Origin of the sequence: Novosphingobium clariflavum (genome assembly GCF_026420865.1) — a bacterium.
Classification (GTDB): domain Bacteria; phylum Pseudomonadota; class Alphaproteobacteria; order Sphingomonadales; family Sphingomonadaceae; genus Novosphingobium; species Novosphingobium clariflavum.
On record NZ_JAPCWC010000016.1, the window covers coordinates 36842 to 57174 of the forward strand.

General features: G+C 67.1%; 18 protein-coding genes. 5 read left to right on the top strand and 13 right to left on the bottom strand.

Annotated features, from left to right (window positions below; all coding sequences use genetic code 11):
- Positions 1 to 7: 7 nt before the first annotated feature.
- Genes OKA11_RS17280 through motA form a run of 7 tightly spaced genes read right to left on the bottom strand, consistent with a single transcriptional unit; the run spans position 8 to position 6207 of the window.
- A complete protein-coding gene (locus tag OKA11_RS17280; RefSeq protein ID WP_267222576.1) occupies positions 8 to 1069 on the bottom strand; it encodes a protein-glutamate methylesterase/protein-glutamine glutaminase in 1062 nt (353 codons plus the stop codon).
- A complete protein-coding gene (locus tag OKA11_RS17285; protein ID WP_267222577.1) occupies positions 1066 to 1944 on the bottom strand; it encodes a CheR family methyltransferase in 879 nt (292 codons plus the stop codon). Before OKA11_RS17285 ends, OKA11_RS17280 begins: the two co-directional genes overlap by 4 nt.
- Positions 1941 to 2432 (bottom strand): chemotaxis protein CheW, encoded by a 492-nt coding sequence (locus OKA11_RS17290; RefSeq protein ID WP_142632191.1) that lies wholly within the window; start codon positions 2430 to 2432, stop codon positions 1941 to 1943. Before OKA11_RS17290 ends, OKA11_RS17285 begins: the two co-directional genes overlap by 4 nt.
- A complete protein-coding gene (locus tag OKA11_RS17295; RefSeq protein ID WP_267222580.1) occupies positions 2429 to 4672 on the bottom strand; it encodes a chemotaxis protein CheA in 2244 nt (747 codons plus the stop codon). The genes OKA11_RS17290 and OKA11_RS17295 overlap by 4 nt, the downstream gene beginning before the upstream one ends.
- Positions 4669 to 5034: a response regulator gene (locus OKA11_RS17300; RefSeq protein ID WP_142632189.1), complete on the bottom strand. Its 366-nt coding sequence runs from the start codon at positions 5032 to 5034 to the stop codon at positions 4669 to 4671. The genes OKA11_RS17295 and OKA11_RS17300 overlap by 4 nt, the downstream gene beginning before the upstream one ends.
- Positions 5031 to 5339, bottom strand: coding sequence for an STAS domain-containing protein (locus OKA11_RS17305; RefSeq protein ID WP_142632188.1), 309 nt, complete (start codon positions 5337 to 5339; stop codon positions 5031 to 5033). Before OKA11_RS17305 ends, OKA11_RS17300 begins: the two co-directional genes overlap by 4 nt.
- Entirely contained in the window at positions 5323 to 6207 is an 885-nt protein-coding gene (motA, locus tag OKA11_RS17310; RefSeq protein WP_267222584.1) for a flagellar motor stator protein MotA, read from the bottom strand. The genes OKA11_RS17305 and motA overlap by 17 nt, the downstream gene beginning before the upstream one ends.
- 232 nt (positions 6208 to 6439) lie before the next feature.
- On the opposite strand from motA, the gene flaF reads away from it, so the two are divergent.
- The 3 genes from flaF to OKA11_RS17325 all read left to right on the top strand — a co-directional run bounded on the left by flaF (position 6440) and on the right by OKA11_RS17325 (position 10352).
- Positions 6440 to 6820, top strand: a complete 381-nt coding sequence (flaF, locus tag OKA11_RS17315; RefSeq protein ID WP_207079289.1) for a flagellar biosynthesis regulator FlaF — start codon at positions 6440 to 6442, stop codon at positions 6818 to 6820.
- 173 nt (positions 6821 to 6993) lie between these two features.
- Positions 6994 to 9735 (top strand): PAS domain-containing sensor histidine kinase, encoded by a 2742-nt coding sequence (locus tag OKA11_RS17320; protein ID WP_267222587.1) that lies wholly within the window; start codon positions 6994 to 6996, stop codon positions 9733 to 9735.
- Positions 9732 to 10352, top strand: coding sequence for a response regulator transcription factor (locus OKA11_RS17325; protein WP_267222589.1), 621 nt, complete (start codon positions 9732 to 9734; stop codon positions 10350 to 10352). Before OKA11_RS17320 ends, OKA11_RS17325 begins: the two co-directional genes overlap by 4 nt.
- Before the next feature lie 47 nt (positions 10353 to 10399).
- Here the strand turns inward: OKA11_RS17325 and OKA11_RS17330 are convergent, their stop codons facing one another.
- The 6 genes from OKA11_RS17330 to OKA11_RS17355 all read right to left on the bottom strand — a co-directional run bounded on the left by OKA11_RS17330 (position 10400) and on the right by OKA11_RS17355 (position 16636).
- On the bottom strand, positions 10400 to 11881 hold the full coding sequence (locus tag OKA11_RS17330; RefSeq protein WP_267222592.1) for an alginate export family protein: 1482 nt from the start codon (positions 11879 to 11881) through the stop codon (positions 10400 to 10402).
- A 364-nt stretch (positions 11882 to 12245) separates the two neighbouring features.
- Positions 12246 to 13142, bottom strand: a complete 897-nt coding sequence (locus OKA11_RS17335) for a sigma-70 family RNA polymerase sigma factor (protein WP_267222594.1) — start codon at positions 13140 to 13142, stop codon at positions 12246 to 12248.
- 198 nt (positions 13143 to 13340) lie between these two features.
- Entirely contained in the window at positions 13341 to 14393 is a 1053-nt protein-coding gene (locus tag OKA11_RS17340; protein ID WP_323748329.1) for a peptidoglycan-binding protein, read from the bottom strand.
- Entirely contained in the window at positions 14390 to 14839 is a 450-nt protein-coding gene (locus tag OKA11_RS17345; protein ID WP_267222597.1) for a hypothetical protein, read from the bottom strand. The genes OKA11_RS17340 and OKA11_RS17345 overlap by 4 nt, the downstream gene beginning before the upstream one ends.
- Complete coding sequence (gene fliI / locus OKA11_RS17350) at positions 14836 to 16188, bottom strand: flagellar protein export ATPase FliI (protein WP_267222599.1); 1353 nt, start codon at positions 16186 to 16188, stop codon at positions 14836 to 14838. Before fliI ends, OKA11_RS17345 begins: the two co-directional genes overlap by 4 nt.
- A gap of 13 nt (positions 16189 to 16201) precedes the next feature.
- Positions 16202 to 16636: a flagellar biosynthesis repressor FlbT gene (locus OKA11_RS17355; protein ID WP_267222601.1), complete on the bottom strand. Its 435-nt coding sequence runs from the start codon at positions 16634 to 16636 to the stop codon at positions 16202 to 16204.
- Positions 16637 to 16812: 176 nt separating this feature from the next.
- Between OKA11_RS17355 and flgE the strand changes: the two genes are divergently transcribed.
- A complete protein-coding gene (flgE, locus tag OKA11_RS17360; protein ID WP_267222603.1) occupies positions 16813 to 18114 on the top strand; it encodes a flagellar hook protein FlgE in 1302 nt (433 codons plus the stop codon).
- A 117-nt stretch (positions 18115 to 18231) separates the two neighbouring features.
- Positions 18232 to 20331, top strand: coding sequence for a flagellar hook-associated protein FlgK (gene flgK / locus OKA11_RS17365; RefSeq protein WP_267222604.1), 2100 nt, complete (start codon positions 18232 to 18234; stop codon positions 20329 to 20331).
- The last annotated feature ends 2 nt before the right edge of the window (positions 20332 to 20333 follow it).

Consider the following 20333-nt stretch of genomic DNA (forward strand, 5'->3'; position numbering starts at 1 on the left):
CTCCAAATTACCGCCGACAGGCCCCGAGGATCGCCTCGGGGAGTGCCGACAAATTCACTTCCTTTTCGACCGCGCCCCGCTCGAAAGCGGCACGCGGCATTCCATAGACCACGCAGGTGTCCCGGCTCTGCCCCATCGTCCGCGCACCGGCGGCGCGCATCTGCAGCAGGCCTTCCGCCCCGTCCGACCCCATGCCGGTGAGGATCACCCCCACCGCGCGCGAGCCGAGCGCGGAAACCGAACGGAACAGCACGTCCACCGAAGGACGATGGCCGGACACCGGCTCGCCCTCGATCAGCCGCACATGGCCGCTGGTACCGCCGACCAGTTCCATGTGATGGCTGCCGCCGGGGGCGAGGTAGACCGTGCCCCGCTTGAGGGTCATGCCGTCCTTAGCCTCGACCACGGTGACACGCGCCTCGCGGTCGAGCCGCGCGGCAAAGCCGCCGGTGAAGATCGCCGGCATGTGCTGGACCACCAGCACCGGCGGACAATCGACCGGCAGCGCGCCGATGATCGAAAACAGGGCCTCGACGCCGCCGGTGGAGGCGCCGATGGCAATGACGACGTCGCGCAGCGGACCTGCCGAGGGTGCGGGCGTGGCCGCACCGTGTCCGGAATGCGGCGCCGCCGGACGAACCGCCGCCGCGCGCACCGAGGAACGCGCCGCGGTGCGCACCATCTTGCGCAGCAGGGCACCGTCCTGGGCGATCTCCAGCGGATTGCCGGAGGGCTTGGCGATGCAGTCCACCGCGCCGAGGCGCAGCGCCTCGATGGTCGCCTCGGTGCCGCGCGCGGTCAGCGTCGAGCACATGACCACCGGCATCGGACGAAGCCGCATGATGCGCTCCAGGAACGACAACCCGTCCATGCCCGGCATCTCGACGTCGAGCGTCACGACATCGGGATTGAGCGCCTTGATCATCTCGCGCGCGGCATGGGGTTCCGGTGCCTGGCCGACCACCTCGATCAGCGGATCGTGGTTGAGCAGCTTGGTCAGCAGCGCCCGCATCGCCGCGCTGTCATCGACGACGACGACGCGGACCTTCTCGTTTGCAGGATCGGTCATGCCGCACCTGCCCCGTCGATCCGTGCATAGGCGGTCTGGGCGACCGGCTTCATGCGGGTGGCAGCGGGGCCGATCAGGCGCTCCGAATGGCCGATGTAAAGCGTGCCGCCGGGCTGGAGCATGTCGACGAGACGCGCCTCCAGCTCGGCCTTGGCGGTATCGTCGAAATAGATCATCACGTTACGGCAGAAAATCACATCATACTTCTGGCGCATCGGCCATTGGTCGAAGAGGTTGAGCACCCGCGCGGCCACCAGCTTGCGCAGCGGTTCGGCGATCACGTGGTATCCCGTCCCCGCCGGCTTGAGCCAACGCTGGCGGTAGCCCGCCGGGATCGGTTCCACCGCGCTGTCGGGATAAGTCGCCTGCGACACCGCCTGGACCACCGGGGGCGAGATGTCGGTCGCCAGCAGGCGCACGTCGCCCTTGTCGAGCCAGGCCGCGCTCGCCGGGCTTTCGCCCGCCAGGCACATGGCGATGGTATAGACTTCCTCGCCGCTGGAGCAGCCGGCCGACCAGATGCGCACTTTCTCGCCCCGGCGCGCCCGCTCCTGCAGCTGCGGCAGGACATGGCTGCGCAGATGATCGAAGTGATGCGCCTCGCGGAAGAAGTGCGTGTGGTTGGTGGTCAGCGCCACGACCATGGCGTGGCGCTCCTGCGCGTCGCGCTGCACCAGCGACACGTAGTCGGCAAAGCTGGTGAGCCCGTGTTCGCGCAGACGGCGGCTGAGGCGGGAATGCACCAGCGTCGTCTTGGCTTCGACCAGATGGATGCGTGCCTCGCGCTGCATGATCGCGGCGATCTCCTGGAACTGCGCCGGGCGCAGTTCCGCATTCGCCGCGAGCGTGCCGGCAGAGGCGGCCGAAGTGCTCACGCAGCCAGTTCCGGGATATGGCGCGTCAGGCTGAGCGCATCGAGGTCCAGCAGCAGGCACATGGCCTCCTGGTTCGAAGCGTCAGAAGTGCGGCGCTCGATCTTGACGAGGCCCGCGATGGCGCTCTGGTCGTTGACTTCGGTATCCGGCGCCGGCTGGATCTCGCTGCCCTTGATCGAGACGATGTCCTGCACCTCGTCGACCAGGAAACCGGCGTTGCGGCCGCCGATGGTGACCACCAGCACGCAGGAGCGGGCATGGAGCACGCTCGGCTCCCAGCCCAGCCGCTCGGACAGGCCGACGATCGGGATCACCGAACCGCGCAAGTTGGCAACGCCCAGCACGTAGGAGGGCACGCTGGGAAGCGGCGTCGGCGCTTCCCATTCACGGATCTCGATGAGCGAGGCCATCTCGATGCCGAACAGCTGGTTGCCCAGCGTGAAGGTCACGATCTTGCGTTCGTCGTTAGCAATCGCTTCAGTGCTCATGCCGCCAGTCCTTTCAGTGCAAATTTGGAAGCGCCGCCGGTCGCGACCAGCGCGTCCACGTCGAAGATCAGCGCGATGGCGCCGTCACCCAGGATCGTCGCGCCGCCCAGGCCCCGGATCGGGTGGAGGTTGTCCTCCAGGCTCTTGAGGACGACCTCGCGGCGGTTATCGATGGTGTCGACCATCAGGCCGACATGGCCCGCCGTCTCGCTCTCGACGATGATCACCAGCGAATCCTCGGCCGGGCGCTCGGAGCGCATGCCGAACATCTCGCCCACCCGGCGTACCGGCAGGTACTGGCCGCGCAGTTCGATCACCTCGGAGGTCGGCGACGTCGCCTGGACCTGGCCCGGCTCGGGCTGGACGGTCTCGATCACGTTGGCGAGCGGCACCACAAAGCGCTGGTCGCCCAGACGCACGATCATGCCGTCGAGAATGGCGAGCGTGAGCGGCAGCGCCATCGAGAAGGTCGTGCCCTCACCCGGCACCGAGACGATTTCCAGTCGCCCGCCCAGCGCCTCGACGTTGGAGCGGACCACGTCCATGCCGACGCCGCGGCCGGAAATGTTCGAGATCGTCTCGGCGGTCGAGAAGCCCGGCGCGCAGATCAGGCTGTCGATCTCCTCGTCGGAAAGCTGGGCATCGGCGGCGATGATGCCGCGCGTCACCGCAATGGCGCGCACGCGCTCGCGGTTGATGCCGCGCCCGTCGTCGCGCACCTTCACCAGGATCCGGCCGCCCTTCTGCTCGGCGGAAAGATAGATCGTGCCCTCGGGCGACTTGCCCGCGGCAATGCGGTCCTCGGGGCTCTCGATACCGTGGTCGACCGCATTGCGGATCATGTGCGTCAGCGGGTCGCCGATTTTCTCGATCACGCCCTTGTCGACTTCGGTCATCTCGCCGGTGGTCTCGAGGATCACCTTCTTGCCGGTCTCGGCCGAAAGGTCGCGCAGCATGCGGGGCACGCGCGAGAACGCCTGCTTGATCGGCTGCGCGCGCAGCGACATCACGTTGTCCTGGATCTGGCGCGTGAGGCGCGACAGCTCCGGCAGTTCGACACGCTCCTGGTCGGCGGGCGACAGGCGGTCCGACAGGATCGAGCCGCGGATCACGAGTTCGCCGACGAGGTTGAGCAGCTGGTCCAGCTTGCCAAGGTCGACGCGGATCGTCTGGGCGACCTCGACGGCATGCTTGGCCTCGGGCTTGGCCGCCTCGGGCTTGGCCGCCTCGGGCTTGCTCGCTTCGGGCTTGGCCGCATCGGCCTTCTGGGGCGCAGGCGCCACAGCAGCCGGTGCCGGTTCGACCGGCAGCGGCACGACCACGTCGTCAAACACCACCGCGATCGGCTCGAAGGGAATTTCCTCCGGCTCGGCAGCAGCGGCAGCAACCGTCTCGACCGGTGCCGGCGCCGCGACTTGCGCCTGCGTGACCTCGATCAGCGAATCCGGTGCCACGAAGTCGAAGCAGTCGCGGATGTCGCGCTCATCGACACTGGCGGGCAGCGCCACCGTCCAGACGAAGTAGCTGTCCTCGGGGTCGAGCTCGGCCAGCGGCGGCAGCGCCTCGGTATCGACGGCGGTCACTTCGCCGCCCATCGATTCCAGTTCGCGGATCACCAGCAGCGGCTCGGCACCATTGGCCATGGCCCCGCGCGAGGGACCGAAACGCACCGTCCAACCGGCAGGCTCGCCCGCATCGAAATCGTCGAGGGCCACGGCAACCGGCTCGAAACCGAAGGGATCGGCATCGCCGCCGAAGTCGAGGTCGACAACCGCGACCGGGGTGAAGCCGAATTCATCCGCCTCCACGGGCGCGGCCGCGACCGGCTCAGGCTCCGGTGCCGCAGCCGGGGCGCCGCCACCTGCGAGAATCGCGTCGAGCTGCTCCAGCATGTGGCCGTCGTCCGGCGCATCCGCCCCGTGCTGCGCGGCGGACACGTGGTCCGAAAGAATGTCGAAGGCCCCCAGCAGGCACTGCGTCACTTCGGGCGTGGGCGCGATGCGTTCGGCGCGCACTTCGTCGAGCACGTTCTCGAAACGGTGCGAGAAGCCGAGCAGCGCGGTGTGGCCGAAGGCCCCCGAGCCGCCCTTGATCGAGTGGACGGCGCGGAACACGCCGGCGATCACGCTTGCCGAAGTGTCGCCCGCGGCCATGGCGGACAGGCCTTCCTCGGCCACCGCCAGACCCTCGACGCACTCCTCGAAGAAGATCGCCTGGATTTCGTCGAGTTCGTCGCTCACGGGCACACGCGGCGGATGGCCGCCCCCAGGCGATCGGCGTCGAACGGCTTGGTGATCCAGCCGGTCGCCCCGGCCTCACGGGCGCGGGTCTTCTTCTCGTCCGAAAACTCCGTCGACAGCACCAGGATCGGCGTCCCCTTGAACTCGGCGGTCTTGCGGACCGCCTCGATCAGCTCGAAGCCGTCCATCTTGGGCATGTTGATGTCGGTGATCAGCAAGTCGGGCTTCACTTCGTGCATGCGCTCCAGCCCATGCTCGCCATCGTTGGCGCTCTCGATGCGGAAGCCCTGCGCGGTCAGCGATGCCTTGAGCAGCATGCGGATCGTGGCGGAATCATCGACAGTCAGGATCAGTTTGCTCACGCGGTAAATTCCTCTTCAACGAGCCCCAGCGACGCCGCCAGCCCGCAGGCGCGGACGCGGTCGACGAAGGCCCTGCTGGGATTGACGATGGCGAACGGGCGGTCGCTCGACGCCGCCTCGTTACGGGCGGCAAGCAGCAGTTGGAGCACCGCCTGCCCGACCGATTCCACTTCGCCGGCATCGATCTCGATGGCGCCGACCGCCGCGACCAGCCGGTCGCGCAAGTCCTCGGCAGTGACGGTGGAGGCATGTGTGGGCAGGACGAGCGGACCTTCGCCGCTCGCGCCTTCAGGCAGGCTTGGCATTAAGCTGGTCCTTCACTTCGTCGAGCGCGGTCTCGAGCTGCGAGAACGAGGGCGCATAGGGCGACGGGGTCATGCGGCGCGCCAGTTCGATGGCGACTTCGGTGGGCTGGCCCTGGGCGTGGCCGATGATCGCGGTCTTCACGATCAGGTAGGGCTTGAAATCGGAATCGATGATCTGCTGCAGCTTCTGCGCGATCGGACCGACCAGGCAGTAGGCGAGCAGAACGCCGAGGAAGGTGCCGACCAGCGCGCCGCCGATCATCGCCCCCAGAATCTCGGTCGGCTGATCGATCGAGCTCATCGTCTTGATGACGCCCAGCACGGCGGCGACGATGCCGAGCGCCGGCAGGCCGTCGGCCATCATCTGCAGCGAGTGCTGCGGGGCCAGTTCCTCGGAATGGTGGCGTTCGATATCGCCTTCCATCGCTTCGGCCAGCTGGTGCGGATCCTCGAAGTTGACGGTCATCATGCGCAAGTAGTCGCAGGTGAACTCGATCAGGTCGTGGTCTTCCAGCAGGCGCGGATAGCGCTGGAACAGCTCGCTTTCCTCGGGCTTGTCGAGGTGCGGCTCGAGCGCATTGGCGCCGCTCTTGCGGAAGGTCGCCAGCAGCGTGAACAGCAGCGCCAGAAGATCGCGGAAGTCGCCCTCGTTCCAGCGCGAGCCCTTGAACACGCGGACCACGCCCTTCCAGGTCTTCTTCACCGTCTGCATCGAGTTGCCGAGGATGAAGGCGCCGACGGCGGCCCCCGCAATGGCCAGCATTTCATGCGGCAGGGCATGGAAGATGACCATGATGTTGCCGCCCGACATCAGGAAGCTGCCGAAGACGCACAGCAGGATGACGATGAGGCCTATGGCATTGAGCATGACTGGGTCCGCGAATGGTGGATGGCGTAACGGTTTGTGGCGGCGTGGTGACAGCCACGGAGCCCTTGCCGTGATTATAGGACGAAGATCGCATGCCCCGGATTCACGGCAGCGCTTTTTGCAGAGAGTGGTCGCCCGAACGCAGTCCATGCGCGCTGCGCGTCCGCCGCCGGCAATTTCGTCCTATAAAGATGGCGCGCCCATCGGCGCTGACGAGTTCGCGGGAGCCACCATGTCAATCAATGCCTATCGTCGCGTCCAGAAGGTGATCGCCTCGCCGCGCGGCACCGAGTACCGGCTGATGAGCCAGGTCACCGGAGAGATGATCGCGGCGCGCGATTCCGGCCTCAAGGGCGCCGCCCTGATGGCCCCGCTCCACCGCAACAGGCAGGTCTGGGGCACCTTCGCAAGTATCTGCGCAACCTCGGGAAACCGGCTCCCTGACGAACTGCGGGCGACCATCATCTCGATCGGCCTGTGGGTCACCAAGTATACCTCGAGCGTGATGACCGGCAGCGGCACCATCGACGACCTGATCGACGTCAACCGCGCGATCATCGAAGGGCTGTCGAACGAGAACGGCAAGGTCGGTCAGCAGCAGCTCGCGGGCTGACGGAATACCTCCATTCCGGATTAAATTTTAGAAACCGAATATCAACCGGTTATCCTCAAACCAGGGGTCATGCCGGGACCGCCCGACCTCGCCTCTATTTACAATCGCGCTCGAGGCGATAAGGCGAGGTCAGCCTTCGAGCCTGAGCTTCCAGGCGCAAGCAGCGGACCCGGATGCAGGAATTGAACCCCTCGCCGCCGCGCTCGGACGGGTCGCCTCCTGCCTGCATGGCACCGGCCATTCCTGCCCTGATCGTGGTCGTACAACTGATCGGTATTGTTGTCCTCACCGGCTGGTTCAGTGCGAACCTGCAGCTGGCGGGGTTGCCTGCCACCGGAATGCACATGCAGCCGCTCACCGCGGTCTGCTGCATGCTGCTGGGCCTTGCCGTCTGGGCGACGGCGAAGCAGCGCTTGCGCCTTGCGCGGGTGCTGATCGCACTGCCGATGGGCATTGCGCTTGCCGCGCTGTTCGAGGAAGCGACGGGTCGCAGCCTCGGTATCGACACCCTGCTGTTTGCCGATGTCCTGGCGCACCAGCACCGCCCCGCCAGCGGCCGTCCGGGCGTGCTGCCCTCGCTGGCCATCGTCCTGCTGGGCCTGGCGACCCATGCGGTGGCCTCGCGCCGGCGCAAGCTGCGCCGCCTCACGATCACCCTGACCTGCGTCGCCATCGCCATGGCCGCCATTTCCGGCAGCCTGGTCCCCGCCGGACTGAGCATTCCTGATTTCGAGACCCGCCGCGCGCTGATGTCGGTGCCGACCGCGATCTGCGTCTGCGCGCTGGCACTGGCGCTGATCCTGCTGCGGCGGGAATACGCATGGCCGCGCAAGCCGCAATGCGGCTTCGGCGCCGCGACGCTGCAATGGACCCTGCTGTTTTCGGTGGCCCTGCCGGTGCTGTCGGCCATCACGCTGTTCTGGGCGCAGCGTGACACCCAGCTCTCGACCGAGGCAATGGTGATCTTCCTCGCCGTCGTCCAGGTCACGGCCTCCTGCATCCTGATCGCATGGGCCTGGCTACGGATCAGCCGCGAGAGCAGCGCCCGCTGGGCGATCAGCGCGGCGCTGGATTCGGCGCCGATTGCGATCACCGACATCGAGGGGCGCATCCTGCGCTGGTCGGACGGCTGCGCACGGCTTTACGGCTGGAGCGCCGAGCAGGCACTCGGCCTCAACAAACACGAACTGACCGGTGCCTCCCGGATCCCGGGACGCGATTATCCGCCTGCCCACGCCGTGGCCGCGCAGGAAACCGAACTTACCGAGATGCGCGCCGACGGCAGCTTGCTGCGCGTTTTCGAGACCCGGCAGATCGTCCAGCCACGCAGTGACCAGGCGCCGATGATCGTGCTGTCGATGACCGATGCGACCGCGCGCCAGCAGGCCGAGCAGGCCATGCTGGCCAGCGAGGCGCGGCTCGCCCTTGCCGTAGATCTGCATGGCCTCGGAATCTTCGAATGGTCGAGCGTGGACGATTCCTTCCGCTTTCACGGCCGCGCCGAAGCGCTGTTCGGGCTTGAGACAGGCAGCTTCGAAGGCGGCATAGCCGCATGGCTGGCGCACATCGCCTGCGTGTTCGGTCGCGAGATATCCTCGCCAGAGGCCTGGGGCCCGGGGCGCTACGGCTTCCGCCTGCAGTCGCAGCGCCCCGACCAGCCCGCGGTCATCGAGGGTACCGTTCTGGTCCACCGCGATCCCGCCAACGGCAGCCTGGACCTGATCGGCATCGTCATGGACGCGACCGAACGCGAACGCCGGGCCGAGATGCTTGAATCGCGGGAATCCGAGCTGCGCTCGATCCTCGAAACCGTGCCCGAAGCGATGATCACCATCGACGGACAGGGCCTCGTCCGCAGCTTCTCCGCCACGGCCGAGGCCCTGTTCGGCTATGCCGCGCAGGACGTGCTCGGCCGCGACGTCCGGCTGGTGCTGCCGCAGTATCACCACCGCCATCACCATCATCCTCACCACGTGGCTGCTTCCCGCTCCGCCGAGCCCGCGAATGCCGGAGGCTCCAGCGTCCAGGATCGCATGACCCGCCTGACCGCCGGACGCGACCGTCAGGGCAACGAAGTGCCGGTCGAACTCGCCGTGGGCGAGGCCAACATCGGCAACGAGCAGATCTCGATCGCCTTCGTGCGCGACTTGCGCGAACAGTTGCAGACCGATGCGCGCATCCACGAACTGCGCGAACAGTTCCTGCACGCCTCGCGCGTCAGTGCCATGGGCGAGATGAGCGCAGGTCTCGCGCACGAGTTGAACCAGCCGCTCACGGCAACCGCCAACTTCCTCGGCGCCATCGAACTGCAACTGCAGCGCGAATGGCGACAGGATCAACTGCGCCGGCTGCTGCGTCTCGCCAGCCAGGAAGTGCTGCGGGCCGGCGACATCATCCGCCGCATGCGCGCCTTCGTCTCCAAGGGCGAACTCGACATCCGCGCCGAGCCGCTCGACGAGATGATCGCCGACACGCTCCAGCTGGCCCGTTCGCGCAGCCAGGCGCCGGGCGTGCGCCTGCAATACCATGCCAACGCCGCCGCGCCGGTGATCCTGGCCGACCGCATCCATATCCAGCAGGTGCTGGTCAATCTCATCAACAATGCCTTCGACGCGATAGAGGCGCATGACGTCGCCAATCCTGCGGTCACCATCACCACGCTTGCGCTCGCCGAGGGGCAGATCATGATCCGCGTGGTAGACAATGGGCCGGGCCTGCCCGATCAGGTCATCAGCCGCCCGTTCGAGGCGTTCAGCTCCACCAAGTCCAACGGCATGGGGCTGGGTCTGTCGATCTGCCGCCGCATCGTCGAGGCGCATGGCGGTTCGCTGGCGCTGCGCAACATCGAGGGTGGCGGTGCCGCCGTCGAATTCACCCTGCCGACTTATAGCGAACTGGAGTTGAAGGCCGGATGAGCGTGCGCCGGATCTATATCGTCGACGACGACTACGCGGTAAGAACCTCGCTGGAGTACCTGCTCTCGCTGGTCGCGGACAGCCGCATCACCTGCTTCGAGTCCGGCGATGCCTTTCTCGAAGCCGCTCCGCGCCTCGAACCGGGCTGCATGCTGCTCGACCTGCACATGCCCGGCACCCCCGGCCTTGGCGTGCTGGCCGCGATCGGTGACATTCCCGACCGCTTCGTGCCGATCGTCCTTACCGGCGAAGGCGACGTCTCGGTCGCCGTTCAGGCGATGAAGCTGGGCGCGGCCGATTTCATCGAGAAGCCGTGCGATCACCTCAAGCTGATCGCCGCGCTGGATGCCGCGTTCTCGCATCAGGCCGCCACGCGCGCGGCGGCGCAGCGCAAGGAGCAGGCCATCGCCATGCTCGAACTGCTCTCCCCGCGCGAACGCGATGTGCTGAAGGGCCTGATCGAGGGCCAGTCGAACAAGGTGATCGCCCACGACCTCGACATCAGCCCGCGCACGGTCGAGATCTATCGCGCCAAACTGATGGAAAAGCTCGGCGTGCGCAGCCTGTCCGAAGCCCTTCGCATCGCCTTTGCCGCCGGACTGCTGCCGGCCGATTGAACGCAGCGGCGGTGGCGGATCGCTGCTCGCCACCGCCCCTGCTGCTTTCAGAAATCGAAATAGAGGTCGAAGTACCCGTACTTGGTATCCCCCGTCTGCGGCGCATTGGGAGCCTGCTTGAGGAAGCGCCCCTTGGCGAGATAGGCCACCCCGGTATCGACGTGCAGCATATCCGGCACCAGCGTGCGGCGATAGCGCGCCTCGATCTGGTTACCGGCGAACCGGCCGCTCTGCCCACTGGCGTCACGCACGCCGGTCGAACCGAAGCTGTCGGTGCGCGAGGCCAGCCACAGCGCGCGGTACATGACCATCACATCGGACTTCGCGTCCGGTTTCACTTCGCCGCGTACACCGCCCGAAAGCACGTTGAAACGCCCGACGGCGCCGTAGAGCCCGGTCGGGCCGAAGTCGAAACGGCGGGCGCCGAACAGCGTGTCGAAGCGGTTGTAGCTCTTGCTGCCCTGGCGCGCGCCGCTGTCGAGGTCGAAATCAAGCGAGAGACGCGGCTGCCAGCCACCGGCGAACGTCCGGCCCGCTTCGGCATGGATGAAATAGGCAGAGACGTCGAGGTCGGTCCTATCGCTGGGTGAGGTGGTGAGCCGGGTCCGGCCGAACTGGTAGGCGCCCTCGAGATCATAGTCGAAGCGGCCCGCCTTGGGCTTGCGGTAAAGCCGCGCGCCGGCGGTAAAGAGGTGGCGATTGCGCGTCTGCACCTCAGGACTGTCACGCTCGTCCAGCCCGAAACCGTAGACCTCGGCAACACCGCCCAGCACACGGCCCTTGGTCAGGTGCGCGCCCCATACCTGCAGGTCGGTGCTTTCCCGGTCCCAGTGTACGGCGTTGTCGTGAATGCCGTTGGCATCGTCGGGCAGGCGCTGCTGCGGCATTGCCCAGAGCGCGGTGATCTGGTCGCCGCGGCTGTCCTTCCAGGCGAAGTTGACGCCGGTGAAGGCATTGGTCGAATTGCGGAACGCCTGACGCGCGATCAGGCGCCGCGACCCCAGGTTCATGGTGAAGCGCCCGGCCGTCAGCCGCGCCTCGCTCCTGGCGCCGGTCTTGAAGTCCAGCCCGAGATAGGCCTGGACCATCTCCATGGCATTGACCTCGGTGGTTCCCGCCGAGGAATTGGCATGCTCGTTGTAGGCACGTGCATCCCACAATTCCCCGCCGACGCGGAACGGGCCGCCGTCGTACTCGACCTGGAGCGTGGTCTTGAGCGAGAACATCAGGTCGTCCTCGGCCTTGCCGGGGCGGAACTGGCCATCGATGCCCTCCACCCGCGCACGCACGCCGCCGGTGATGGTCAGACCCTCGGGCGCGCCGATCGCCTGCTCCAGCAGGCCCTCCCTGGCGTGGGCAACGCCGGCGGTGCCGCCAAGCAGGGCCACTGCACCGATCACGACGCCCACCCGGCCGGCCACGCGGCCGGAAACGCGGCCAGCAACGCCGACTGCCCGCCGGTTCGCACCATGGATGATCGCCGGGGTTGTCCCTTGGGCGATGGCCCGCATGGCCGTTTCCCTTTTCATGACTACGCAAATGCTCCCTAAGCGCCCTGCCTTCCGGTCACGCTGCCGAGGCGGACTTATCGGTAATCTAGGAGCGTTTCAGAAACATCCGCATGCCGGCCGAGAAATAATCGAAGCCTGCGGCCCAACCGCCACACATGATCGGCGGGGAAGCGCAAACATCGACTGCAAGCGCCGATCACGGCGAACCGCCGCAATTCCCCCGTTCCACAATACCCCCGTTCCACAATTCCCGCGCACCGCGATGCCTGCAGGAGGGCCCGCTGGCCGTCATGCCCAAGACACGCAAACCGGGAGGACATGCGCATGCACATCCTCCCGGCCATGGGGTAACTGCTATGGGGAGAGGCGCAGGGCGGCGCCGTCAGTGTGCGGAAAGCGCCTGACCGTATTCGGCCATCATCGCGAAACGCGGGTCGAGCCCGGCCAGTTCACACATCGTGCGCGCGGCGCGCTTGGCGATCTGGCGGGCACGTTCCCGCATGACGCCGGAATCGTCATCAAAAGGTTCGCCGGGGAGCAGTTCGAACAGGCGGTGCTCGACGACCTTGCGGTTGTGCTGCAGGCGCTCCTCGAGTTCGGCAAGGTCGGCAGGATCGATGGCCGAACTTTCCGCACGCCAGACCCGGCGGCGCTGGCGATCGTCGCCATCGACGCCTTCGTGGCCTTCCACTTCGGCACGGCGCCCCTTGCGCGAGCGGGCCTGGCGCCGCAGGCGCTCCATGCCGGTCTTGCGCAAGTGCTCGACGTACGTGTCGGCCAGCGAAACCATCGCCGCGCGGGCAAGATAGTCGGAGGCGGCGGCCTCGGTGCGATCCAGCGCTTCCTCGTCCTCGATCGAGGCGACGATCGAGATATCCTCGCCATCCTCGCCGCTGCCGATCGCGTCGAGCGAGACGGTCACCGCCTCGACCTTGCGGGCGGACGGGCGCTGGTCGGTCATCAGGCGAAAGCGCAAGCTCTGAAGTTCGCCGCGGATCTGCCAGTTAACAAATGTAGTGAACTGCGCCTTTTCGGAATCATAGGCCTGAATGGCACGATGAACCGCGATCGAGCATGCCTGTTCGGCATCGTCCCAGTGCGCCGCGAGGCCGTACTGGCGAATGAAATGACGGATACGCGGCGCGATCAGTCGGAGGATATGGGCAAATGCGCGGTCGACTTCGGCCCGTTGCCGGGCGGTCGATGCCTCCCCTTCCGGTGGGGAACTGGCTTTAACGCGCGCAACCGCGGATTCTAGAGCAATCGTGATCTTCGACATGTTGAGCCCCCAAGCACGGGACGGTGTGCACCCCTGCGGCTACCGTCCTTCAACCAGTCAGTCTGTGCTTGATGCCTTATCGCGTAAGCTATCCTATAACAAGCAGTCTTTTCTCCTATATTTCGAAGAAATTTCCAAACTGCTGGCAATGACGCGCAGATCACCGGACAAATTCGCCCGAAAGGGTTAATAAAGTCTTCAGGCGGCAAAATTTGCCGGTTTAATATTTCGTCCAACGAAATCTAACAGCCATGAACGATGAGCCGCGACAGCACTTCCCGCCTGCTCGATCCGCCGGCTGGCCTGCGCCTCGCCGATCTGCGCATCGAGCAACCGCCGCGCCCGCGCCGGATCGAGACTGCCGGTGAGAAACCGCACCGCATCGCCGCGGCCGAGATGGTGGCCGATATAGGCCGTGCGCGCGAGTTCCTCGACGCCGCTGCCGACCGTCACCCCGGCCTTGCGCAAGCCGTCGAGATTGGCGCGCGCGTAGTCCGCCGTGGTTTCGATCGCCGCCTGCGGATCGTAGCGCAGCGACAGCAGTTCGGCGCGGGCATCGCCGCGCACATGGCCACGCTCGTTGAGCCAGCCGTTGGCGCGCGCCGTGGCATTGAGCCAGGTGCCCGCGCGCTCGGCCTCACCTTCCCAGGTGCTCGACAGGAACTGCCCGAGCCCGGCGGCGCTGGAACGGGGGTTGCGCGAATAGGGTAGCCAGCGCCCGTCGCCGTCCTTGGCCGCCTCGGCATGGACGATCGTCGCCAAGGCGGCAGCCGGCAACCCGGTGCGGCTCGCGGCGGCGCCCAGCATCGGGGCATAGCGGGCATTGGGGCCATGACCCAGCGCGAGATCACCGCCCTGCCCGCCCCTGCCGGCATTGGCATCGGCATCGCCACCGCCATCCCTGGCGCCGCGTTCCCGCCTGCCACCACTGCCGTCGCCGACCGGCGCCTCGCCGCGCTGCATCGCCGCGACCATGGCGGGAAGCGCGGAGGACGGCGTCTTGCCGTCGCCTTCCAGCAACCCCAGCAGGGCTTCGAGGCTCATCGGCAGTCCGCGCTTTTCGGAAGGGCGGGAATTGTCTCCATCCGGCCCATCGCCGCCCAGCGCCGCGCGCCAGAGCCGGTCGGACATCTCGCTGCGGGCCTGCGCATAGATCAGCTTCGCCTTCTGCGCCGGGTCCAACCCGCGCATCTGCGTGCCGGCAGCGGCATGTCCGCCGCTGGCAGCAGGGACGGCGACAGGATCGCTCACGCCTCATCCCCGCGACGGGCGGCCCGGCGCGCCTTGAGGAAGGCGACGGCGGCAAGATCGTCGATCCCGGCCTGCTCGGCATTGGCCTGGACGCGCTCGGCTTCCTGGCGGAAGGCATCGGCGGCGCTTTCGATCGTGCGGAACGTGCCAAAGGCCTCCACCGCCTCGGCACGCAGGGCTTCCAGCTTGCGGCTGAGTTCCGCCTGCAAGCCGGTGAGTTGCCGCCGCTCGTCACGCTTGCGCGCGAAGTAGCCGTGCGAGGCGATGACGAGGCTTTCGGTCACATCCTTGCCGGCGAGGTCGGCCTCGCGGCGCATGGCATCGCGGGTATCGGCATGGGCCTGTTCGACGGCGGCAAGCACCCCCGCCTCGCGGCTGATGGCAACGCTCATCTCGTCGATCTCGCGGCGCTGCACGCGCAGCGCGGCATCATAGGGCGTCTTCATGGGGCCACCTCGGCGTCAGGCGTCAATTCGGGAAGGTCGAGGATCCCGGCCAGCGCCGCGAAGCTCTCGTCGGCATGGCCGCGCTCGTTCTTGCCCTGCTTGAGCAGTTCCTCGATGCGGGGCGACAATGCGACAGCGCGGTCCACCTGCTCGCTCGACCCGGCGCGATAGGCGCCGAGGCGGACCATTTCCTCCATGTCGGCATATGTCGAAAGCTCGCGCCGCGCGGCAAGCCGCAGGCGGTTCTCGTTCTCGCCAAGCGCATGCGGCAAAGTACGCGAGACCGACTTCAGCACATCGATCGCCGGGTAGCGGCCGCGCTCGGCGATCTTGCGGGTGATGACCACGTGACCATCGAGAATGCCGCGCACCGCGTCGGCCACCGGCTCGTTGTGATCGTCGCCGTCGACCAGCACCGTGAACAGCCCGGTGATCGTGCCCTGCCCCGGCAATCCCGGCCCGGCACGCTCCAGCAGGCGCGGCAGTTCGGCAAAGACGGTGGGGGTATAGCCCTTGGTCGCGGGCGGCTCGCCGCTGGCAAGGCCGATCTCGCGCTGCGCCATCGCGAAGCGGGTGACCGAGTCCATCAGGCACAGCACGTTGAGCCCCTGGTCACGGAAATGCTCGGCAACGCTGAGCGTGGTCCAGGCCGCCTGACGGCGCATCAGCGCCGGCTCGTCCGAGGTGGCAACGACCACGACGCTGCGCGCCAGCCCCTCGGCACCGAGGTCGTCCTGCACGAATTCCTGCACCTCGCGGCCGCGCTCGCCGATCAGGCCGATCACCGCGACATCGCAGTCCGTCCAGCGTGCCAGCATCGAGAGCAACACCGACTTGCCGACGCCCGACCCCGCGAACAGGCCCAGCCGCTGCCCCTTGCAGAGCGGCGCAAAGATATCGAGTGCGCGCACGCCGGTGGACACGCAGGTGCCCACCCGTGCCCGCGACGAGGCCGGCGGCGGCGAGGCCTTGATCTTGCGCAGCATCTCGCCCTGCGGCAGCGCGCCCTTGCCGTCGACCGGACGGCCAAGACCGTCGATCATGCGGCCGAGCCAGCCCTCCGAAGGACGCAGCGCGAACTGGCTGGCCGAAAGGTCGGCCCGCGCGCCCGAGGCGATGCCCTGGGGATCGCTGAAAGGCAGGCAATGGGCGATCCCGCGATCGAGCCCGGTCACTTCCGCCTCGACGGTGCCGTTTGGCGAGCGCAGGCTGACCCGCGAACCGATCTGCGCGGCTCCGGCCAGGCCCTCGACCTCGATCAACGCACCGCGCACCGCAACCACCCGCCCATGGCGCTGGTCCGGCGTCAGCAGGCGCAGGCCTGCGGCAGCGGCGGCAAGACTGGCCATCGGCGCGCTTCCGTCAGGCCGCGGTCTCGCCTTCGGAAGGCACGGAGCCTTCCGAAGGCGCGAACCGGGCAAGCGCATCGGCCTCGTAGGCGATCAGCCAGCGGCAATCCACCAGCGCGGCATAGAACTTGCCGGTGGCGACCTTCTGGGCGAAGCGGATGCAGACCGCCTTGGCCTCATGCGATTCCAGCGCGGCCATCAGCGTCTCCAGCCGCTCCAGCACCGACTGCTGGTGGCGCGCCAGTTCGGCCTCGTCGATATAGGCCATCATGCAGGCAAAATAGAGCGCGCGGGCGGGCGTCACCGCCTCCTCGGGCTTCATCACCTCGCGGCCGCGCAGGATCGTCGCGGTATTCTCGACGACGAGATCGGTCCGGCCCTGCGCACGCAGCACCGCGCCGTTGACGATCACCGGCTCGCCCTTCTTGAGCGAAATGCGAAGAGTCATGTGTGCAGCCCCTGAGACACGTTTCCAGATTTATAGGATGAGATGAGTCAGTGCGGTGACGATCCGACGGCTTTTTTCCTGCCGCTCCGAACAGTTGGTCGCAAATTTCATCCTACAATGGCTCTGGTCCGACAGCCGGCCCGCCAATTCCCGGCCCGGACGCACAGGAGAATGACATGAGCCTTTATTCCGCTCTTTACGCGGGCGTGTCAGGCCTCGGCGCTCAGGCGAGCGCGATGGCCACCGTCGCGGACAACATCACCAACGTCAACACCGTCGGCTACAAGGGCGTCTCGGCCCAGTTCCAGACCCTGGTCACCGACGGCAAGATCAAGAGCAGCTACTCGGCCGGCGGCGTCACCGCCTCGCCCAAGGCGCTGATCTCGAAGCAGGGCCTGCTCCAGGCCTCGAGCAGCCTGACCGACATCGGCATCGACGGGGCCGGCTTCTTTGTCGTGCGTTCGAGCTCGGACACCAGCGGTTCGATCGCCTATACCCGCGCCGGTTCGTTCACCACCGACAGCGACGGCTACCTCGTCAACACTGCCGGGTACTACCTGACCGGCTGGCCGCTCGATTCCGACGGCAACTATGTCAACAACGGCTCGATGACCTCGCTCGAGGCGATCAAGCCCAACGCGCTGACCGGCGCCGCAACCCCGACCACCTCGGTCTCGATGCGCGCCAACCTCGATTCCACCGCCACCGCCGTCACCGCCTATACGGCCGGCGACATGGCCTCGGGCACCGTCACCCCGCAGTTCACCCGCTCGGTCGAAGTCTACGACGCGCAAGGTAGCTCGCACACGGTGACCTTCAACTTCGTCAAGACCGCAACCAACGAGTGGGCCGCCGAAATCACCGCCGATCCGGCCGATGTCCTGCCGGCAGGCGGCACCGGCGTGCTGGCCAGCGGCACCATCGCCTTCAACGCCGACGGCAGCCTCGATCTTGCCGGCTCGTCCTCGGCGCTGTTTGCCGACCTCGGCGTCAGCTGGGCCAATGGCGCCGGCTCGACCCCGATCAGCCTCGCGCTCGGCAGCGACGACGGCCTTGACGGCCTGACCCAGTTCGCCAGCGATTCCGCCCTGCTCTCCTCGAGCGCCAACGGCGGCATGCTCGGCACCGTGGCCTCGGTCGAGATCTCGGAAAACGGCATCGTCAGCGCCGTGTTCGACGATGGCACCTCGCGCGCGATCTACCAGCTGCCGCTGGCGACGTTCGCCAATCCGGACGGCCTCACCCGCGTCAGCGGCAACGCCTATGTCGCCTCGCAAAGCTCGGGCAATGCCTCGATCAACGAGCCGGGTTCGCTCGGCGGCGGTTCGCTTTCGGCCGGCGTGCTCGAAGCCTCGAACGTCGATCTCGCCTCCGAGTTCTCGAACATGATCCTCTACCAGCGCGCCTACAGCGCCTCGTCGAAGATCATCACCACGGTCGACGACATGCTTCAGGAAGTCAGCAACCTGAAGCGGTAAGCCCTGCAGCGGCAAGGTTCGGGCCGGGAATGTCCATGCGGGCGTTCCCGGCCCACCTGCCCCGGCCGCAGCGGCCCATTTTCCCTCCCCACCACGAGACTTGCAGGAACCCGAAACGTGTCCCTCAGCCAGATCCTCAGTTCCGCCATGTCGGGCCTCTCGGCCTCGCAGGCGGGGATGCAAACGGTTTCCAACAACATCGCCAACGTCAACACCTCCGGCTACGCCCGGCAGAAGGTGTCGCTGGCGACCGCGGTATCGGGCGGACAGGTCAGCGGCGTGGTCGTCGGCGAACCTTCGCGCGTGGCCGACAAGTTCCTTGAAAACGCCGTCTACCAGCGCGCCGGCACCGCGGGACGCACCGATGCGGTCTCCAGCTATCTCGATCGCCTGCAGTCGATGCTGGGCGCCACCGATTCCACGTCGGGCCTCGCCGCGCGCCTCAACTCGATTTCCAGTACGGTATCGCAGATTTCCGGCCTCAACGGCTCGTCTTCGTCGATCGCGCTGTTCACCGGCAGCATCGACGACACGCTCGATACCCTGACCGGCCTGCAGAACGACGTTTCGAGCCTGCAATCCGATGTCGAAAGCGAAGTCGGCGACACGGTGAGCCGCGTCAACGTGCTGCTCCAGAAGATCAACGACCTCAACAGCGAGGTCTCGCGCCTCCAGGGCCTTGGCCAGAGCACCTCCGGCCCCGCCGACGAGCGCATGTCCGCGCTGCAGGAACTGAGCGGGCTGATGAGCGTGAACGTGCGCGAACAGAGCGATGGCCGCGTCTTTATCGACACCGCCTCGGGCCAGACCCTGCTCGACAAGCGCCTGCGCCAGCTCTCCTACAATTCCGGCGCCGCCGCATCGCAGGCGACCTATCCCGCGATCGACATCAAGTTCGCCTCCGACAACGGGGTGATGGGCGCCTCGACCGGCGAGAAGATCGATTCCACCTCGGTTGGCGGCAAGCTCGGCGGCCTCCTCGAAATGCGCGACAAGACGCTGCCGCAGTTCTCCGAACAGCTCGGCCAGCTCTTCACCGGCCTCGCGCAGACGCTGAACAAGGTCTCCAACGAGGGCACCACCCTGCCCCCGCCAAGCAGCCTGACCGGCGAGGCCAATGGCCTGAGCGGCAGCGACCGCCTCGGCTTCACCGGCAAGGCGACGTTTGCCGTGCTCGGCAGCGACGGCACCCTGGTCAACAAGGTGACGGTCGACTTCGACGCGCTCGGCACGGGCGCCACGGTGAGCGATGCGATCGCGGCGATCAATGCCGGGCTCTCGCCCGATGCCACCGCCAGCATCGATGCCAAGGGCGTCATGTCGATCACCGCTTCGTCGAGCTCCAACGGCATCGCCATCGCCCAGGATCCCGACAGCCCGAGCGACCGCGCGGGCGCCGGCTTCTCGCAGTTCTTCGGGCTCAACAACATCATCCGCTCGGACAGCAGCGCGCTGACGCCCTCCGGCTTCACGGCATCGGACCCGACCGGCTTTGCCTCCGGCGAGACCGCGCAGATGGTGCTGCGCGATCCCAGCGGCAAAGTGCTCGGCCAGTACACCTACAGCAGCACCGGCAGCGACAGCTGGGGCGACGTGATCACCAACCTCAACGCCAGCCCGCTCGCCGCCTACGGCAGCTTCGCGCTGGACGGCGATGGCCGCGTGGCATTTACGCCCAACGCCACCTCGGCGGGCTCGACGATCTCGATCCCCTCGGATTCGACCAACCGCAGCGGCACCGGCCTTTCGTTCTCCGCGCTCTCGGGCCTCACTGGCTCGGCCAGCGGCCTCAAGAACGCGGAAGTGACCTCGGCAATGCTGGCGGACACCTCCAAGGTGCCGCTTGCCCAGCTCCAGCTCGATGCCGCCATTGGCGACAAGGCGATCGGCGGCGCCGACTACCGCAACGCCACCGCCTTTGTCGACGCGCTGACCGCCACCACCGATTTCGGCAAGGACGGCGTCAAGACGGTCGGCAACTTTGCCAATGCCCTGCTTGGCGGCATCGGCTCGGCCGCTTCGCTGGCCTCCGGCGCCTCGCAGGACGCCGCCGCGCGCATGACCGACGCGGTGGACCGGCGCGACAGCTACGCCGGCGTCAACGTCGACGAGGAGCTCGCCCAGATGGTCGTGCTCCAGAACAGCTACAGTGCCGCCGCGCGGGTGATGACCACCGCCTCGGAAATGTACGACACCCTCATCGGCATGCTCGGATAAGG

Bases quoted from the DNA above. Each gene is read 5' to 3' on its own strand.
- OKA11_RS17325 (WP_267222589.1), top strand. From the start codon at position 9,732: ATGAGCGTGCGCCGGATCTATATCGTCGACGACGACTACGCGGTAAGA.
- OKA11_RS17305 (WP_142632188.1), bottom strand. From the start codon at position 5,339: ATGCCAAGCCTGCCTGAAGGCGCGAGCGGCGAAGGTCCGCTCGTCCTG.
- OKA11_RS17330 (WP_267222592.1), bottom strand. From the start codon at position 11,881: ATGAAAAGGGAAACGGCCATGCGGGCCATCGCCCAAGGGACAACCCCG.
- flaF (WP_207079289.1), top strand. From the start codon at position 6,440: ATGTCAATCAATGCCTATCGTCGCGTCCAGAAGGTGATCGCCTCGCCG.
- flgE (WP_267222603.1), top strand. From the start codon at position 16,813: ATGAGCCTTTATTCCGCTCTTTACGCGGGCGTGTCAGGCCTCGGCGCT.
- OKA11_RS17355 (WP_267222601.1), bottom strand. From the start codon at position 16,636: ATGACTCTTCGCATTTCGCTCAAGAAGGGCGAGCCGGTGATCGTCAAC.
- OKA11_RS17345 (WP_267222597.1), bottom strand. From the start codon at position 14,839: ATGAAGACGCCCTATGATGCCGCGCTGCGCGTGCAGCGCCGCGAGATC.
- fliI (WP_267222599.1), bottom strand. From the start codon at position 16,188: ATGGCCAGTCTTGCCGCCGCTGCCGCAGGCCTGCGCCTGCTGACGCCG.
- OKA11_RS17335 (WP_267222594.1), bottom strand. From the start codon at position 13,142: ATGTCGAAGATCACGATTGCTCTAGAATCCGCGGTTGCGCGCGTTAAA.
- motA (WP_267222584.1), bottom strand. From the start codon at position 6,207: ATGCTCAATGCCATAGGCCTCATCGTCATCCTGCTGTGCGTCTTCGGC.
- OKA11_RS17290 (WP_142632191.1), bottom strand. From the start codon at position 2,432: ATGAGCACTGAAGCGATTGCTAACGACGAACGCAAGATCGTGACCTTC.
- OKA11_RS17280 (WP_267222576.1), bottom strand. From the start codon at position 1,069: ATGACCGATCCTGCAAACGAGAAGGTCCGCGTCGTCGTCGTCGATGAC.
- OKA11_RS17320 (WP_267222587.1), top strand. From the start codon at position 6,994: ATGCAGGAATTGAACCCCTCGCCGCCGCGCTCGGACGGGTCGCCTCCT.